The 16,626-nt window shown below is 66.0% G+C and carries 13 protein-coding genes; 8 read left to right on the forward strand and 5 right to left on the reverse strand.

The features are described from left to right. Positions 1 to 1,402 precede the first annotated feature (1,402 nt). A complete protein-coding gene (locus tag KU884_RS16765; RefSeq protein WP_167783685.1) occupies positions 1,403 to 3,556 on the forward strand; it encodes a bifunctional diguanylate cyclase/phosphodiesterase in 2,154 nt (717 codons plus the stop codon). On the opposite strand, the gene KU884_RS16770 is transcribed toward KU884_RS16765, so the two are convergent. Beyond that, positions 3,534 to 4,994 (reverse strand): DUF4139 domain-containing protein, encoded by a 1,461-nt coding sequence (locus tag KU884_RS16770; protein WP_167783686.1) that lies wholly within the window; start codon positions 4,992 to 4,994, stop codon positions 3,534 to 3,536. The genes KU884_RS16765 and KU884_RS16770 overlap by 23 nt on opposite strands. A gap of 110 nt (positions 4,995 to 5,104) precedes the next feature. On the opposite strand from KU884_RS16770, the gene KU884_RS16775 reads away from it, so the two are divergent. After that, positions 5,105 to 5,704 (forward strand): ATP-dependent zinc protease, encoded by a 600-nt coding sequence (locus tag KU884_RS16775; RefSeq protein ID WP_167783687.1) that lies wholly within the window; start codon positions 5,105 to 5,107, stop codon positions 5,702 to 5,704. Between the two features lie 10 nt (positions 5,705 to 5,714). Here KU884_RS16775 and KU884_RS16780 read toward each other — a convergent pair whose 3' ends face one another. After that, entirely contained in the window at positions 5,715 to 6,494 is a 780-nt protein-coding gene (locus KU884_RS16780; RefSeq protein ID WP_167783688.1) for a zinc-dependent peptidase, read from the reverse strand. A gap of 156 nt (positions 6,495 to 6,650) precedes the next feature. On the opposite strand from KU884_RS16780, the gene KU884_RS16785 reads away from it, so the two are divergent. After that, a complete protein-coding gene (locus tag KU884_RS16785; RefSeq protein WP_167783689.1) occupies positions 6,651 to 7,859 on the forward strand; it encodes a TraB/GumN family protein in 1,209 nt (402 codons plus the stop codon). A gap of 196 nt (positions 7,860 to 8,055) precedes the next feature. On the opposite strand, the gene KU884_RS16790 is transcribed toward KU884_RS16785, so the two are convergent. Beyond that, the gene (locus KU884_RS16790; protein WP_167783690.1) at positions 8,056 to 9,639 is read right to left on the reverse strand and encodes a peptide chain release factor 3; all 1,584 of its coding nucleotides are present in this window, start codon (positions 9,637 to 9,639) and stop codon (positions 8,056 to 8,058) included. A gap of 130 nt (positions 9,640 to 9,769) precedes the next feature. Between KU884_RS16790 and KU884_RS16795 the strand changes: the two genes are divergently transcribed. Together KU884_RS16795 and KU884_RS16800 are read left to right on the forward strand one after the other, a co-directional pair. After that, positions 9,770 to 10,243, forward strand: coding sequence for a TspO/MBR family protein (locus tag KU884_RS16795; RefSeq protein WP_167783691.1), 474 nt, complete (start codon positions 9,770 to 9,772; stop codon positions 10,241 to 10,243). An 18-nt stretch (positions 10,244 to 10,261) separates the two neighbouring features. Further along, positions 10,262 to 10,732 carry a YcgN family cysteine cluster protein gene (locus KU884_RS16800; protein WP_167783692.1) on the forward strand — a complete coding sequence of 157 codons (471 nt, stop codon included), beginning with the start codon at positions 10,262 to 10,264 and terminating at the stop codon, positions 10,730 to 10,732. Between the two features lie 201 nt (positions 10,733 to 10,933). On the opposite strand, the gene KU884_RS16805 is transcribed toward KU884_RS16800, so the two are convergent. Further along, positions 10,934 to 12,346, reverse strand: coding sequence for a sigma-54 dependent transcriptional regulator (locus KU884_RS16805; protein WP_167783693.1), 1,413 nt, complete (start codon positions 12,344 to 12,346; stop codon positions 10,934 to 10,936). Further along, positions 12,294 to 13,859: an ATP-binding protein gene (locus KU884_RS16810; RefSeq protein WP_167783694.1), complete on the reverse strand. Its 1,566-nt coding sequence runs from the start codon at positions 13,857 to 13,859 to the stop codon at positions 12,294 to 12,296. The genes KU884_RS16805 and KU884_RS16810 overlap by 53 nt, the downstream gene beginning before the upstream one ends. A gap of 199 nt (positions 13,860 to 14,058) precedes the next feature. Here KU884_RS16810 and KU884_RS16815 point away from each other — a divergent pair, with 199 nt between their 5' ends. The 3 genes from KU884_RS16815 (at position 14,059) to fabB (ending at position 16,562) form a co-directional block, all read left to right on the forward strand. After that, positions 14,059 to 14,463: a DUF4168 domain-containing protein gene (locus KU884_RS16815; RefSeq protein ID WP_167783695.1), complete on the forward strand. Its 405-nt coding sequence runs from the start codon at positions 14,059 to 14,061 to the stop codon at positions 14,461 to 14,463. A 254-nt stretch (positions 14,464 to 14,717) separates the two neighbouring features. Continuing rightward, positions 14,718 to 15,260: a bifunctional 3-hydroxydecanoyl-ACP dehydratase/trans-2-decenoyl-ACP isomerase gene (fabA, locus tag KU884_RS16820; protein ID WP_174813752.1), complete on the forward strand. Its 543-nt coding sequence runs from the start codon at positions 14,718 to 14,720 to the stop codon at positions 15,258 to 15,260. Positions 15,261 to 15,341: 81 nt separating this feature from the next. Beyond that, the gene (gene fabB / locus KU884_RS16825; protein WP_167783696.1) at positions 15,342 to 16,562 is read left to right on the forward strand and encodes a beta-ketoacyl-ACP synthase I; all 1,221 of its coding nucleotides are present in this window, start codon (positions 15,342 to 15,344) and stop codon (positions 16,560 to 16,562) included. Positions 16,563 to 16,626: the final 64 nt, after the last annotated feature.

A 16,626-nucleotide genomic window follows, 5' to 3' on the forward strand; every position in this document is an offset into this window, starting at 1 on the left:
TCGCCCACGCCGCCACCGACCAGGAGCGGATCCACAACGCCCTGGGCGGCGCGGCGACTGCAGCTCCCACCGTCGACGGCCGCGACGGGCCGGTCGCCCAGGAACTGCGACAGGCCACACTGATGGGCGATGTGCGCCGGCACCTCAGGGGCGACGCGCCGGTAGACGGCATTGCCCGCTGCGCGGTGCTGCTGTTCGGCATCCGGCACATGCTCTGTCTCCAGACCGACAGGGAGCACGGACTCATGCGAGTGCTGCCGCCCAGCGGCGCCGACCCGAGGCTGGCGGAGCTGACCCTGCCCCTGGAGCGCGGGCGCAGCCTGATGGCGGAATGCCTGCTGGACGGGCAGCCGGTGCACACGCTGGACCCGGCCGTGGAATCGCGACTCAGTGTGGTGGACCGCCAGCTCCGGGCCCAGCTACCCGGTGACGGACTGCTCTGCCTGCCCATGGCCACCGGCGAGGCACCGGCCGGGGTACTCGTCCTGGGCATTCGTCACGACCAGGTCTCCGCCCTGCTGGACGAATCGCCCCTGCTTCTGGCCTTTGCCCGCGAGGCCGGCGATGCGCTGCATGCCGCGGACCGGCAACGCCAGCGGCACAACGCCGCCGTTGCCGACGGCGTCGCCGCAGCGCGGGTCGATCAAGACGATCTGGTGCGCGAGGCCAGCGAGCCGCTGGCCATTCTGCGCAACTACCTGGCCACGCTGGAGACACACATTGAGGACGGCAACCCCGCACGCGGACAGCTGCTGGCCCTGAACGAGGAGGCGGAGCGGCTGTCACGACTGCTGGCCACCCATGACGACGGCTCCCGCGCGGCCAGCATCAACCAGCAGGTGCGACGCGCAGTGCGTGTTGCCGAACGCGGTGGCGCGCTGCCGGCCAATGCACGGGTCGAGCTGAGCCTGAATCCGGACCTCGATGGGGAGACGGGCCCAGCCGGACCGACAACGCTGCAGCAGATCCTTCTCAACCTGCTGCGACTCCTGGGCGAGCACATCGGCGGCGGCGTCACCCTGAGCGTGCGCACCACTGGTTTGGTGGAAACCTCCGGGCAACGGTACATTGAGATTCTGCTGGAACACGATGGACCGGATCTGCCAGCGGAAATCCGGCAGCGTCTGGCGGTCGGCAGTGCGCCGAGTGGCGCACCCCATGCCGCCAATGCCGAAGGACTGACCATGGCCGCCACCCTGTTGCGGGACGCGGGTGGGCTGCTGACATACCGATGGATCCATGGCGAAGGAGCGCGCATGCAGGTAATGGTGCCTCCGGCGCCCGCCTGACCATGCGGCTACCGCCGGGCACCGTTGACGACTGGCGACAACCCGCGAGAGACCGCGGGCGGAGCCGCGAGCGGACAACAAGAACCTGAACGGGCACGGGTGGGATGGCTTCAATGGCAGGGGATCAATCTCACGAACGCGTGCTGGCGATCGATGCGCAGCCACGCATGCTGGCGAGTCTGCAGGCGCTCGCGGCGAGCCGTGCCTTGCCGCTGGACACGGCGGACTCCCTGAGTGAAGCCCGTAGTATGCTCGCCGGCGGCCATCACGGCGTGGTGCTGCTGGACCCCCGGTTTCCCGACGGGGACGGCCTGGCACTCCTCCGCGAACTGCGGGACGGCCACCGGGACGTGGACGTGGTGGTGTTCACCGCTGACCCGTCGTCGCAGGCTCCGGTCCAGGCGCTGCGACACGGCGCGTCGGATTTCCTGCGCAAACCCTGCAGCCCCGAAGAGCTGCTGGTCACAGTGCAGAACACCCTGGAGCGACGCGATCTAAGCCGGCGCAATCGCGAAATCAGCAACCGCCTGCGGCGCTCGGAACGCCTTTATCAGTACATCGTCGACAGCTCCCCGGACCTGATCTATGTCCTCGACGACGAAGGGCGGTTCACCTTCGTCAACGACACCATCCAGCGGTTGCTGGGCTACCAGCCGCAGATGCTGCTGGGCCGCCATTTCAGCCAGATCATTACCCGTGCCGACCGCGCCCTGGCCCAGTGCTGCTTCAACGAGCGCCGCACCGGCGACCGCGCAACCCGGGGGCTGGAACTGCGGCTGCAGCCGGCCCGCGGCGGCCACCCGGTGTATGTGGACCTCAATGCCATGGGTATGTATGGGGACGGCGACGGCGAAGCCGCCGGGCGTTTCCTGGGCACCTACGGCGTTGCCCGTGACGTCACTGAACGCAAGCACGCCGAGGCCATCATCCGACACCAGGCCCACCACGACATGCTCACCGGGCTGCCCAACCGGGTGCTGTTCCAGGACCGCCTGCGCCAGACCCTGGCCCAGGCGCGGCGCGCCCAGGCCTCCGCGGCCGTGCTGTTCCTGGACCTGGACCGATTCAAGATGGTCAACGACAGTCTCGGCCACTCCTTCGGTGACCGGCTGCTGGAGAACGTGGCCCGGCGGCTCCGGGACTGCCTCCGCGAGGGCGACACGCTGGCGCGCATGGGCGGCGACGAATTCACCATCCTGCTGCCCAAGCTGGAGCGCGAAGATTCGGCGGCCCGGGTGGCCGAGAAATGCGTCAATGCCCTGGAACCGGCGTTTACCCTGGACGAGCAGGAGATCTACCTGGGGGTGAGCATCGGCATCGCCGTCTATCCCCAGCACGGCGAGACCATGGAGACACTGGTAAAGCATGCCGACGCCGCCATGTACCACGCCAAGGCAACAGAGGCGACGCATTTCGCCTTCTACGACACCAACATGGGATCACGCCTGGATCACTATCTGAGCATGGAAACCGGCCTGCGCCGGGCGCTGGGCAACAACGAACTCAGCGTGGTCTATCAGCCCCAGGTGAACGCCAGTGACGGTCAGACGACCTGCCTGGAAGCCCTGTTGCGCTGGCAGCATCCGGAACGCGGCGCGATTGCGCCCATGGACTTCATCCCGGTGGCGGAACAAACGGGGCTCATCGTACCCATCAGCCTGTGGCTCCTGAGCGAGGCCTGCCGCGAATGCCTGACGCTGGGTCCTCCCGGCAATCCACCACGGCTGGCCGTCAACCTCTCCAGTCTGCAGGTGGAGCAGCCCGACTTCGTCGACGGCGTGGTCGATGTGCTCAACACCACCGGTTTTCCCCCGGAGCGACTGGAGTTCGAGATCACCGAACACCTGTTGCTTCGCAATACCGAGGTGGTGGTGGACAAACTGCGGGATCTGAGCGGACGCGGCATTACCTTCGCCATCGACGATTTCGGCACCGGCTACTCGTCCCTGAGCTATCTGCAGCGCCTGCCCATCCACACCCTCAAGATCGACCAGTCATTCATCCAGGGCCTGCAGAACAGTGGCGACGAGGCAACGCTGGTACAGACCATTGTCGCCATGGCCCGGGGCCTGGGCCTGGCGGTGGTGGCCGAGGGGGTCGAGACCACGGAACAGATGCGCGCCCTGCAGTCCATGGACTGCCATACCATGCAGGGCTACCTGTTCAGCTTCCCCCAGCCGGCCAGCGCCCTCGCCGACCCAGGCCGACCCGGGGAAGGCGCTCCTGCCCCGTCGGCAACACGGGTCAACGCCGGATCTCGGCAGTAAAGTTCAGCGTGGCCTCGCCGCCGGCGGGAACATCCAGCGTCCAGCGTGCCATGCCGGCTTCCGGCCGGGTGTGGTCGACGGACTCCTCCAGCATGGTCCAGTCTCCGGGCAGGGTCTCCACCACGGTCACCTCCCGGTCCACTTCCCCGGCATTGCGCAGGCGGACCTCCCAGCCCTGTTCCTCGGTACGCTCGTCCAGTCGGCGGAAGCGCGTCTGTCGCCGCTCTGCGGTGAGATCAAACGCAGCGCCGATGGTGATCTCCGCCTCCTCCCCTGTCGGTGTGGGCCGCAATCGATCCTGACCGGCAAGCACTGGCTCACCGTCGCTGTCCAGCTGATACACCCGCACGCGGCCACCGGGTAGTGGCTGCCCCAGCGCCGGCTCGTCGTTGACGAAGGTCAGATGCACTGTCACCGGCTGAAAGCTGCCGCGCCCCTGGCGACCGAAGCCAACGCCGCCGCGCATGCGGTATTCCCGGGTCAGCGCCACGTCCTCGGCACCGAGGAAGCGGACCTGCTGTTCGTCACCGGCCTCCAGGGTCACCGGACTCTGCAACCGGAAACGGTGCTGATCAGCGACTGCCTCCGTGTCACCCACCTGATCGTCCAGAGCGCGACTGGCCAGCTGCTCGGGCCGCACCGTGGCATCGGCGGATGCTCCGGCCACCAGCCGCACGTCTGCATTGGAGAACGGCGTCCCGGTGCGGTTGCGCAGCGTTGCCCAGGCGTCCAGGTCCATGGCCTGCGTATCCGCGCTGACGGTCATCACGTACCCCACCTGCCAGTCCAGGCCATCAGCCAGGTAGCTGAAATCCAGGCGCTGCCGCCCGGGGAGATCGGTGTTCAGGACCAGGTCCAGCGCCGGTGTCGCGGACAACGAAGGCGGCAGTTCCTGGAATACCGGCCGCCAGGGGCTGCCGGGCAGAAGCGTTTCCACACCGGCGTCCCCCTGCACCACGGCCCGATCACCCTCCACGGCAAGCACCCGCACTGTGCGCTCGACGGTGTCGCCCGCATCTGCATCGCGAACAAGAGTGATCTCGCGCCCCTGGTGCGCCGCCAGAAGGCGCTCCGGTGTCAGTTGCCCCTGACGCAAGCGGGTGCGAGCAACCCGGGGACTCCCCTCACCGACCACCATCAACGTATCGGCTTGTAGACTCGCGGGCACGCCGAGCAGTCGCAACGCCTGCTCGCCGCGACGCAGCCCCGCAGTGCGACGCTCGGCCACCTGGGCCGGCCCCTGCTGGTACAGCGTCACGATCAGGGCGTCACGGTCCTCGGGACCGGACTCCACGCGGCCGGGCTCATTCAGAGGTGCGCCGTCGACAGTGCGGCCGTCCCACGTCACCGGGGTGACGCGCACTGTCTCCGCCGATGCGGCGGCGGCACCACCCACCAGCACACCCGCTACGGTCAGTGCAAGAACCAGTTTGCCCACGCGTTGTCTCCTTCCACAGGCGCCGTTGATAACGGGCAGCCGTTGACGTTTCACCGGGGGCTTGCAAGACTCCGGCGGCTCAGAACCCAGAACACACGGATAACCGACCAATGCGCCAGCCTCTCCGCCTGACACTCACCGTCGCTGCGCTTACCCTGCTCGCGGTGGCGGGCGATGCCTTTGGCAAGAGCATCTTCGGATGGATCGAACGGGTCAAGCTGATGGACAGTGACCTGATCATGGAAGCCAAGCTCGACACCGGCGCCGACACGTCATCCATTAACGCTCCAGATACCGAGGAATTCGACAAGGATGGCGAGGATTGGGTTCGTTTCGAGATCACGGACGCAGACGGCGACAGCCACACCTTCGAGCTGCCCATCGAGCGCACCGTGCGCATCCGCAGCGCCGCAGGGACCACCCGGCGCCACGTGGTAAGAATGGACATGTGCCTGGGACACATCCGCCGCAAGGCGGAAATCAACCTGGCAGACCGGGAGGAGCTGAGCTACCAGATGCTGATCGGCCGCAATTTCATGGAAGGCTACGTGCTGGTGGACTCGGGCCCGAAGTTCACCATGGACCCCACCTGCCATGACGAGGCCGAGGACGTTGACGCGATGGATGACGCCGACGACGACAAGGACGCTGACCAGGCGCCCGAGGACGAGGGCAACGACGAGACGGCAGAGGACGACGCGGACGACTGATCCCCTGTTACTACACGTAAACGCCGGGCAGGCGATGCGCCGGATCCTGGCGAAAATACCGTCGCAGTTGCTCATACACCCCGGGCAGGGCGTCGCGCAGACCCGCAGGCTGCTCGAAGAAGGCTTCGCATGCCACGGCGAAAAACTCCCCCGGCGCTTCCGCGGCATAGGGGTCCAGAAACGTCTCGCGTTCCTCCTCCACATTCCGGCACAGCGCGTGGTAGGCCTCGCTGAAGGCAGCCGTCCAGGCCTGTAGCGACATCTCCGCGGGCAGCGGCGGGTGGCCATTGGCATCGCCATTGACCATGTCCAGCTTGTGGCAGAGTTCGTGGATGACCACATTGTAGCCGTCGAGATCCAGGGATCGCTCCACGTCATCCCAGGAGAGCACCACCGGCCCGCCCTCCCAGGCCTCACCTGCCAGGGGACTGACCTCCTCGTGCGCCACCCCGGCATCATCGGTGTAGGCGTGCCGGGCCAGGAAACCGCCGGGATACACCAGCACCGTGTGCCAGCCCCGGTAGGCCGACAGGCCCAGGTTCAGGACCGGCAGGCAGGCCAGCGCAGCAAGACCGCCCCGCATGCTGGCATCCAGCTCCAGGCCGTCCAGCGGCTCTACCTGCTTTTCATGCAGGAACAGCGACGCCAGCTCGCGCAAGCGCTCGCGCTCGTCGGTATCCAGGCCGGCGAACTGCGGCAGCCCCTGCATGAGCTCCTGCCACAGCGCCGGGTCGATACCTTCGCGCTCAAGTATGCGTTCGCGCCGCCAGCGGCGCAGTCGATGGAGCATGCCGCTCTCCGTAACGGATGATACCGCCCATGAGATTACCCCCGAAGGATACCCCCTGTCGCGCCCGCAACTGTCGCCTGCCGGCGTCTCCCTTGGGAAACATGTCGCGATCATGGATAATCGCGGCTCCAGTCGTATCCTGCGCGGGAAAAATCCATGGCCCCTCCAGCCCAGTCCGGCGGCCCTCGCCGGGAGATCAGCACCGGTGACAGCCGCTACACCCTCCTCGGCACCGCCCACGTCTCCCGGGCCAGTGCCGAGGAGGTCACCGACCTGATCCGCTCCGGCGAGTTCGATGCCGTGGCCGTGGAGCTGTGCTCCACGCGCTACCAGAGCCTGACCCAGCCGGACAGCATGGCCCGCATGGACCTGTTCCAGGTCATGCGTGAGGGCAAGGCAGGCATGGTGGCGGCCAGTCTGGCCCTGGGTGCCTACCAGCAGCGGGTGGCGGAGCAGGCCGGCATCCAGCCCGGCGCCGAAATGAAGGCCGCCGTGGACGAGGCCAAGGCCGCGGGGCTGCCGGTGATGCTGGTGGACCGGGACATCGGCATCACCCTGCGGCGGGTCTACCACAACGTACCCTGGTGGCAACGCTTCAGCCTCATTTCCGGGCTCATGGCCAGCCTGGTGACACGCCAGGACATCAGTCCCGAGGAAATCGAACAACTCAAGGAAGGGGACGTCCTGGAATCTACCTTCGCCGAATTCGCGGAGCGCTCCGAGCGGCTGTACCAGCCGCTGATCGCCGAGCGTGACAGCTACATGGCGCTGCGCCTGCGGGAAGAGAACGGCGCGGGGCAGTACCGCAACGTGCTGGTGGTGATCGGCGCGGGGCATCTGAAAGGGCTGGCACAGCACCTGGAGGCGCCGGCACCCGCTAATGTCGGGGCCGAGCGGGAACGGCTGGACACGGTGCCGAAGAAAGTCCGGTGGCCGCGCATGATCCCGTGGATCATTGTTGCCCTGATCCTCTCGGGCTTCGTCATCGGCTTCACCCGCAACCCCCAGCTCGGTGCCCAGCTGGTGGGGGAGTGGTTCCTGATCAACGGCGTGCTGTCCGCCGCCGCCGCAACACTGGCCTGGGCGCACCCCGTGACCATCATCGGCACCTTCTTCGCGGCACCGTTGACATCCCTGAACCCCACCATCGGCGCCGGGTTCGTGGCCGCCGCCATCGAAATGACCATGCGCAAGCCCAACGTGGGTCATTTCGCCAGCCTGCGTACCGATGTCGCCTCACTGAAGGGCTGGTGGCGCAACCGCGTCTCGCGCACGCTGCTGGTGTTCCTGTTCGCCACCCTGGGCTCGGCGGCGGGGACCTATATCGCCGGTTTCCGCATCTTCGAGCGCCTGATCACCATGTAGTTGTAGGGTGGACCTTCAGGTCCACCATGGCGGGCTGCGACGAACCACCTTTGCTTGCATGTCTCCTGCCGGCGGACCTGAAGGTCCGCCCTACGGTCCTTCGACGAACCACCTTGGCTTGCATGTCGGGGGAAGGTGGACCTGAAGGTCCACCCTACAGCACGCGCCCAGACCGCCGGGCGAATACGCCGGCCTCTCAATGCTCGCGGGTGGCGTGGAACGCGATGTCCGGCCAGCGTTCCTGGGTGAGGTCGAGATTGACCCTGGTGGGTGCCAGGTAGGTGAGATTGCCGCCCACGTCCTCGGCCAGGTTATCGCCCGCCTTGCGGCGAAACTCCTCGAGCTTCTTCGGATCGTCGCAGGTCACCCATCGTGCGGTATTGACGTTCACCGGTTCGAACAGCGCATCCACGCCGTACTCGCTCTTGAGGCGGTGAGCGACCACGTCGAACTGCAGCACCCCCACGGCACCGACGATGAGGTCGTTGTTGTTCAGCGGCCGGAAAAGCTGTGAAGCGCCCTCCTCGCAGAGCTGCTCGATGCCCTTCTGCAGGGCCTTCATGCGCATGGGATCCTTGAGCACCACACGGCGGAACAGTTCCGGGGCGAAGTTCGGGATGCCGGTGAACTTCAGGGATTCCCCCTGGGTGAAGGTATCACCGATCTGGATGGTGCCGTGGTTGTGCAGGCCGATAATGTCCCCCGGGTAGGCATCCTCGGCCTGATCCCGATCCGAGGCCATGAAGGTGATGGCGTTGGGAATCTTCACGTCCTTGCCCAGGCGCACATGGCGCACCTTCATGCCGCGCTGGAAGTGCCCGGAGCACACCCGCATGAACGCCACCCGGTCCCGGTGGTTCGGGTCCATGTTCGCCTGGATCTTGAACACGAAACCGGTGAGCTTCCCTTCCGACGGGTCCACCGTGCGCTCGGCGGCTTCCCGCGGCTGGGGCTCCGGCGCATAGCTGACGAAGTCATCCAGCAGTTCCTGGATGCCGAAGTTGTTGATGGCCGAGCCGAAGAACACCGGCGTGAGCTCGCCGCGGAGGTAGGCCTCCTTGTCGAAGGCGTGGCTGGCGCCGCGGATGAGCTCGATTTCCTCGCGCAGGGCCTCCGCCTCGCCGGCGCCGAAAAGCTCGTCCAGGCGCGGATTGTCCAGCCCCTGGATCACCTCGCCGTGCTGCACCTTGCCGCCGTGGGTGGGGCTGAACAGATGTACCGCCTCGTTGTAGAGGTGGTAGACACCCTTGAACCCCTTACCCATGCCGATGGGCCAGGTGATGGGGGCGCAGCGGATGTTGAGCACGTCCTCCACCTCGTCCAGGAGTTCCATGGGGTCCCGCCCCTCGCGGTCAAGCTTGTTGACGAAGGTCATGATCGGCGTGGTGCGCAGCCGGCAGACGTCCATGAGCTTGATGGTGCGCTCCTCGACGCCCTTGGCGGCGTCGATGACCATCAGCGCCGAATCCACGGCGGTGAGCACCCGGTAGGTGTCCTCGGAGAAATCCGCATGGCCCGGGGTGTCCAGCAGGTTGACCGTGGTGTCCAGGTAGGGGAACTGCATCACCGACGAGGTCACCGAAATGCCGCGCTCCTGCTCCATCTGCATCCAGTCGGAGGTGGCGTGGGCATCGGCCTTGCGCCCCTTGACCGTACCGGCGACCTGGATGGCGCCACCGTAGAGCAGCAGTTTCTCGGTCACTGTGGTCTTGCCCGCGTCCGGGTGCGAGATAATGGCAAAGGTGCGGCGCTGGGCCACGGTTTCGGAGAGGTTGCTCATGCGTTGCGTCCGGGGGTTAGCATTGAGCGGCGGCGATGCGCCAGCGCTTGTGTACCGAGTGAAGGCGCGCAAGTATAACGCCCTGTCACCGCCACGACGAACCCCGCAACCGGGAGATCCGACCTCCACCATGACCCGACTGTCCCTGATCGCTCTGCTGGCCTGGCTGTCCGTGTGTTTCGTCGTAGCCACCCTGGCTGCCATGGTCACCGACCCGGGTGAATGGTATGCCCAGCTCGACAAGCCCGCCTGGACACCGCCGGACTGGCTGTTCGCGCCGGCCTGGACGGTGCTGTACACGCTCATGGGCGTGTCCGCGTGGATGATCTGGGAGCGGCGCCTGCAGGAGCCGTTGGCGTGGCCGGCCCTGCTGCTGTTCCTGGGGCAGCTGGTACTGAATGGCCTGTGGTCCTGGTTTTTCTTCGGTCAGCACGCCATTGTTGCCGCCTTCGTGGACATCCTGCTGCTGTGGACGGCGCTGCTGGCGACGTTGCTGCTTTTCCTGCGCGTGCGCCGACCGGCGGGCCTGCTGCTGGTGCCTTACCTGCTCTGGGTCACCTACGCAGTGGCGCTGAACGGTGCCATTGTGGTTCTCAACGCGTAAACGGCTGCCCGGATTGTCATGAGCTTCGATAAACGCCCATTCTGGGAAACCAAGACGCTGGAGGAGATGACCGCCACCGAGTGGGAGTCCCTGTGCGATGGCTGCGGCCGCTGCTGCACCCACAAGCTGGAAGACGAGGACACCGGGGAGGTCTACCCCACCAGCATCGCCTGCCGGCTGCTGGACTGCCACGACTGCCTGTGCAGCGACTACGCCAACCGGCGACGGCACGTGCCGGACTGCCTGCAGATGACTCCCGAACTCGCCCGCACGGCCCCGTGGTTGCCCGAGAGCTGCGCCTACCGCCGCGTGGCCGAGGGCCGCGGCCTGGCCTGGTGGCACCATCTGGTGTCGGGGTCCAGGGAGACGGTGCACGAAGCGGGGATCTCGGTGCGCGACCGGCTGACCCCCGAGGCAGAGGTGGACCCGGATGACCTGGAGGACTACCTGGCGGACTGGGTGCAGGACGACCCGGAGGTGGACCCGTAGCTGACCTCGTAGGGCGGACCTTCAGGTCCGCCGTTCATGCTTCGATAAGCCCCTTTGGCTTCTATGTCTTGAGACGGCGGACCTGAAGGTCCGCCCTACGGATACTACGGTTACTTGAAATCGGGGGAAGGCGGACGTAAACGTCCGCCCTACGCGGGGGCGCTGGCACCGTCCAACGGTTACCCCGTACCGGCAACGGCGTTAACCGTTGATGCGCTGGTCGCTCTCCTCGTCCAGGCGGCGGTAGAGGGTGCGGCGGCTGACGTTGAGCAGCGCGGCGGCACGGCGCTTGTTGCCCCCCACCTGTTCCAGTACGTAGCTGATGTAGCGACGTTCGAGTTCATCCAGGGTGGGCAGGATGGGCGAGTCCAGGAACTGCTCCATGACATGGTTGAGACTGGAGCTGTCCACCTGAGGGCGCTGGTGTTCCTGCATGCGCGCCGGCAGGTGTTCCACGTCCACCTGCTCGTCGTGGCAGAAGGTCACCGCACGCTCGATGGCATTCTCGAGTTCGCGCACGTTGCCCGGGAAACCGTACTGCTTGAGACACTGCATGGCCGCCGGCGTGAAACCCTGCACATCGCGGTCCATCTGCACGGCAAACCGCTCCAGGAAGCGGGCGGCGAGCAGTTCCATGTCGTCCTCCCGCTCCCGCAGCGGCGGCACCCGCAGGGTGAAGGTCTCCAGGCGGTAGTAGAGGTCCTCGCGGAAGTCACCGGACTCGATCAGCTCCTCGAGATTGCGGTTAGTGGCAGCCACCACGCGGACATCCACCTGGTGCTCCTTGTTCGCACCAACCGGGCGGATGACACCGTCCTGCAGCACCCGAAGGAGCTTGGCCTGCAGTGCCATGGGCATCTCGCCCATTTCATCCAGGAACAGGGTGCCGCCGTCGGCCTGATCGAACAGGCCCTTGTGGGTCTTGGAGGCGCCGGTGAAGGCGCCGGCCTCGTGGCCGAAGAACTCGCTCTCCAGCAGTTCCGCGGGCACGCCGGCACAGTTCACCGCCTGGAACGGCGCCCGGGCGCGACTGCTCTCGGCGTGGATGGCCCGGGCCACCAGCTCCTTGCCGGTGCCACTTTCGCCAGCCACCAGCACCGGCCCCGCGGCCCGGGCCAGCTGGCGGATCTGATCGAACATCACCTGCATGGTGCGGCCACGCCCGATCATGCCGTGGAAGCTGTCCTGCTCCATGATCTCGCGGAAGCGCTGGACCTCGCCGCGGAGGCGGCGCGTCTCCATGAGGCGGTTCACCGCCAGCATGAAGTGCTCCAGGTCCAGGGGCTTGGTCAGGAACTCGTCGGCACCCTGCTTGAGGGCATCCACGGCCTGGGAAATGGTGCCGAAGGCCGTGATAATCAGGAACGCGGGCCGGGCGTGCAGATTGCGCACCTCCTGTAGCAGGGTCATGCCATCCATGCCGGGCAGGCGCAGATCGCTGATCACCAGATCCGGGCTGGCCTGCTGCAGCGCCTTCAGCGCCTTTTCGGCGGAATCCACCGCCTGGGCTTCCATGCCGGCGTCCTCGAGTTCATCCAGCAGCAGTTCCCGCAGGCCGCGGTCATCCTCGACCAGCAGGACCTTCTCCGGCTGCTTCGCCGCCTTCTTTGTCATGCTTGCTCCCCTGCCCGTTATGTTCCACATCATCCGGATTGCCCTGGCGCGGCAGGGTCAGTCGGAAGCTGGCGCCGCCGTCGGCACTGGCATCGACGGCGATGGTGCCGCCGTGCTCCGTGACAATCCCGTGCACAACGGCAAGGCCCAGGCCGGTCCCTTCACCCACGGACTTGGTGGTGAAGAACGGCTCGAACAGCCTCTCCCGGATGTCCTGGGGAACCCCGGGGCCGTTGTCATCCACCTGCAGCCAGACGGTGCCGTCGTCATCACCCCAGTCCAGGGTGAGCTTCGTGGCTCCCGCCTGGAGGGCATTACGCAGCAGATTCACCAGCACCTGCTCGATGCGTACGGGATCGACGCAGAAGTCGGCGCCGGGTGTCTCGCCGCGGACGATCACCGCGACCCCGTGTTCCCGGAAACGATCCTCCAGTGCCGTGAGCGCAGCCCCCACCAGATCACCGATCCGGGTCCAGCGGAACTGGCGATTCGACGATCGCCCGAATTCCAGCAGCTGCCGCACGATATGCTCCATGCGCGAGACCTCGTCGCGAATCTGCTGCAGCGAGCGCTCCTGGCGCGAATCACTGTCGGCGTGCCGCAACGCTCTCTGGGCCTTGCCGTCGATCACGCTCAACGGCGTCCCCAGTTCGTGCGCCACACCGGCAGACAGCCGCCCGATGGCCGCGAGCTTCTCCGCATGGCGAAGCTCGCCCTCCAGCCGCGCCTGATCCGACCGGCGCTCGGCAATCTCCCGCTCGGCGGCTTCGATACTGTTCAACATGGTGTTGAATGCATTACTCAGCGACCGCACTTCCTTGGGTCCCTCGCCGCTGGCGCGATGATCCCGCTCACCACTCTCGATCCGCGCCATGCTCCCGGCGAGGCCTGCAAGATGCTTGCCGATCGCCTCCCGGTGGCCGAACAGCAATAGCCCGGTAATGACCAGCCCGGCACCGCCCATGAAGGAGAACGCCTGTAGCCGCAACCGGCCGATATCTTCCCGGAAATCACTGCCACGCCGGGTGACCTGCAACAAACCACTAATGCGCCCGCTGCTGTCGGTGAGCGGCTCGAAGTAGGAATACACCTCCTGCCCCTGAATCTCCTCGTAGCCGCCGCTGCGCTCGCCGTCGGCGGCACGCCCGGCGACGTCCTGTTTCTCCGCAGCCGGGTTGACCGCACCTACCGCGGCAACCAGATCCCCTTCCTGGTCGTAGACGTAGGCACCATAGACACGGCCGATCCGGAACACCGACTCCAGGGCCTGACGCACGCTGGCGTCCTCACCACGCTCGAGGCTGTCGCTGATGGGAAGACGGACTGCCCGCGCCACCAGTTCGACGTCTTCCTGCATCTGCGTCTCGATGGACGATTCCAGCGTCCTCAGCCCAACGGCCGTCACCAGACTCATGGCCACAAGCAATGGCACTAGGACGCGCAGGATCAGCGCCCAGCGCAGGCTGTACCGGTGATTCCAGAGTGCCAGGAGCGGCTTCACGGCGCGTAGCATTCTTGTCCCATGTGCCATATTTACACATTATGTGTCACGATCGTAGCCGGCAAGTGGGCGCGCTACCGGCCCAACAGGAGCGCGGTAACGGGCTCCGGGCCGGATTTCCCGGGCATCGTAACGACGCACGGGGATTCTGGCATAGCGCGTGCATTAGTCAGGCCACGAGCAATTTGCAACTTCAGAGGAGTCTCCCGACATGAAGACCCGCACATCCATCCGTTTCATGATTCCGCTGCTTTCGGGGCTGCTTCTGGCACCCACCCTGTACGCCATGGACCAGGAAGACGGTCAGGCCGAGACCTACGAGCAGGAACCGGACGCCATGGCCGAGCAGCAGGATTTTGACGACGAAACGCTGGAACAGTTCGCCGATGCCTATGTCGAGGTGGGCGAGATTCACCGCGAATATTCAGAGCGGCTCCAGGGCGCCGAGGCCACCGAAGACGCGCAGGAACTCCAGCAGGAAGCCAATGACGAAATGGTGGAGGCCATCCAGGCCAGTGGTCTGGAGGTTCAGGAGTATTCCGCCGTCGCCGCGGCGCTGGAGCGTGACCCGGAGATGCGCGAGGAAGTCGTCGGCATGATCGAGGCGCGCCAGTAAGCTGGCTGCAGTCGGACCCGCGCGGTCCGGCATTGGATGGAGAGTTTGTCAAGTGGTTGCCCTCCACGCTTGCCCCGTGTTCGCACGGGGTTTTTTTTGTCCGTTTCCCGGAGGTTCGGGTTCGCAGACGCGAATCGTCATGCACCGCCACTCGATCCTGACGGAGCTATCCCTTACACTTTGCCCGTATTCATCACTGTGCTATCCGCCACGGCGCCTGCCGCTCCGGCGGGTCGTAGCACCCCGAGGACCCGATGGCAACGAATCCGCACTATCTGAAAAACGACTCGAGTTTCGATTACGACGACCTCATCCGGTGCGCCGAAGGCGAGCTCTTTGGTCCGGGCAATCCGCAGCTCCCCAAGCCGGGAATGCTGATGCTGGACCGCATCGTCCACATCGACGACACCGGCGGCACCCATGGCAAGGGCCAGATCCATGCGGAGCTGGATATCCGGCCGGACCTGTGGTTCTTCGACTGCCACTTCAAGAACGATCCGGTGATGCCGGGGTGCCTCGGGCTGGACGCCATGTGGCAGCTGGTGGGCTTTTTCCTGGGCTGGAAGGGTGGTCTGGGCCGCGGCCGCGCTCTGGGTGCCGGTGAGGTGAAGTTCTTCGGTCAGGTACTGCCCCAGGCCAGGCTGGTCACTTACCGGATCAACATGAAACGGGTGATCATGCGCAAGCTGGTGATGGGCATTGCCGACGCCGAGATGCTGGTCGATGACAAGCCCATCTACAGCGCCAGCGATCTCCGTGTCGGCCTGTTCCAGTCTCCGGAGTCCATGGAAGCCTAGTGTCCTGCCCCCTTGGCGGTGCCTCCGGATACCCTTGAGTCGGTTCGTGCCCAGGCACGATGGAGTTGGGAGCAACACGGTATGAAACGCGTGGTGGTAACGGGGGCGGGGATTGTCTCCTGCCTCGGAAACGACAAGTCAGCGGTGGCGGACAGTCTCCGCACCGGCCGCTCGGGCATTCGGTACCGCGAAGCGTACGAAGAGATGGGACTGCGCAGTCGCATCGCCGGCGCCGTGGACCTGGACCTGGACGCCCATGTCGACCGCAAGGCGCGACGCTTCATGGGGGACGCCGCCGGCTTTGCCTACGTCGCCATGCAGGAGGCCATCGAACACGCGGGGCTGGAGCCGCACGAAGTCTCCAACCCGCGCACCGGGCTGATCACCGGCTCCGGCGGCGGCTCCACCGAGAACCTGCTCAAGGCGGCGGATATCCTGCGCGAACGAGGCGTCAAGCGGATCGGCCCGTACATGGTGCCCAAGGTCATGAGCAGTACTGTATCCGCGTGCCTGGCCACACCGTTCAGGATCAAGGGCGTGAACTACTCCATCACGTCTGCATGTGCGACCAGTGCGCATTGCATCGGCAATGCCATGGAACAGATCCAGCTGGGCAAGCAGGACGTGGTTTTCGCCGGCGGCGGCGAGGAAGAGCACTGGACCCTGACCATGCTGTTCGATGCCATGGGGGCGCTGTCGTCAAGGCGCAACGACACGCCGGAGTCCGCCTCGCGGGCGTACGATGCTGACCGGGACGGCTTCGTCATCGCCGGCGGTGCCGGCATGCTGGTGGTGGAGGAACTCGAACATGCACGAGCCCGGGGCGCCACCATTCTCGCCGAATTGACAGGGTACGGGGCCACGTCGGACGGCCACGACATGGTGGCTCCGTCCGGAGAAGGCGCCACACGATGCATGCAGCAGGCCCTGGCAACCCACGACGGACCGGTGGACTACATCAACGCCCACGGCACCAGCACGCCCGCGGGCGATATCACCGAACTCAACGCCATCCGCGAGGTGTTTGGTGACACCCCGCCTGCCGTGAGTTCCACCAAGTCCCTCACCGGCCACTCCCTGGGTGCGGCCGGCGTGCAGGAGGCGATCTACAGCCTGCTGATGCTGCAGAACGATTTCGTCACCGCCTCGGCCAACATCGAGAACCTGGACCCGGAGGCTGAGGGCATGCCCATTGTCCGGGAACGCCGGGACAACGCCGGGTTGAACGCGGTCATGTCCAACAGCTTCGGCTTCGGCGGCACCAACGCCACATTGGTCTTCCGGCGCTGGACCGGAACCTAGCTACATTCTGAGCGCCTGCACGGCAGCAGGGCACCGCGACGGTGTCTGTCGGCATGCCGGATGG

The sequence above is a fragment of the Aquisalimonas sp. 2447 genome (assembly GCF_012044895.1).
In the GTDB taxonomy this organism is placed as follows: Bacteria; Pseudomonadota; Gammaproteobacteria; order Nitrococcales; family Aquisalimonadaceae; genus Aquisalimonas.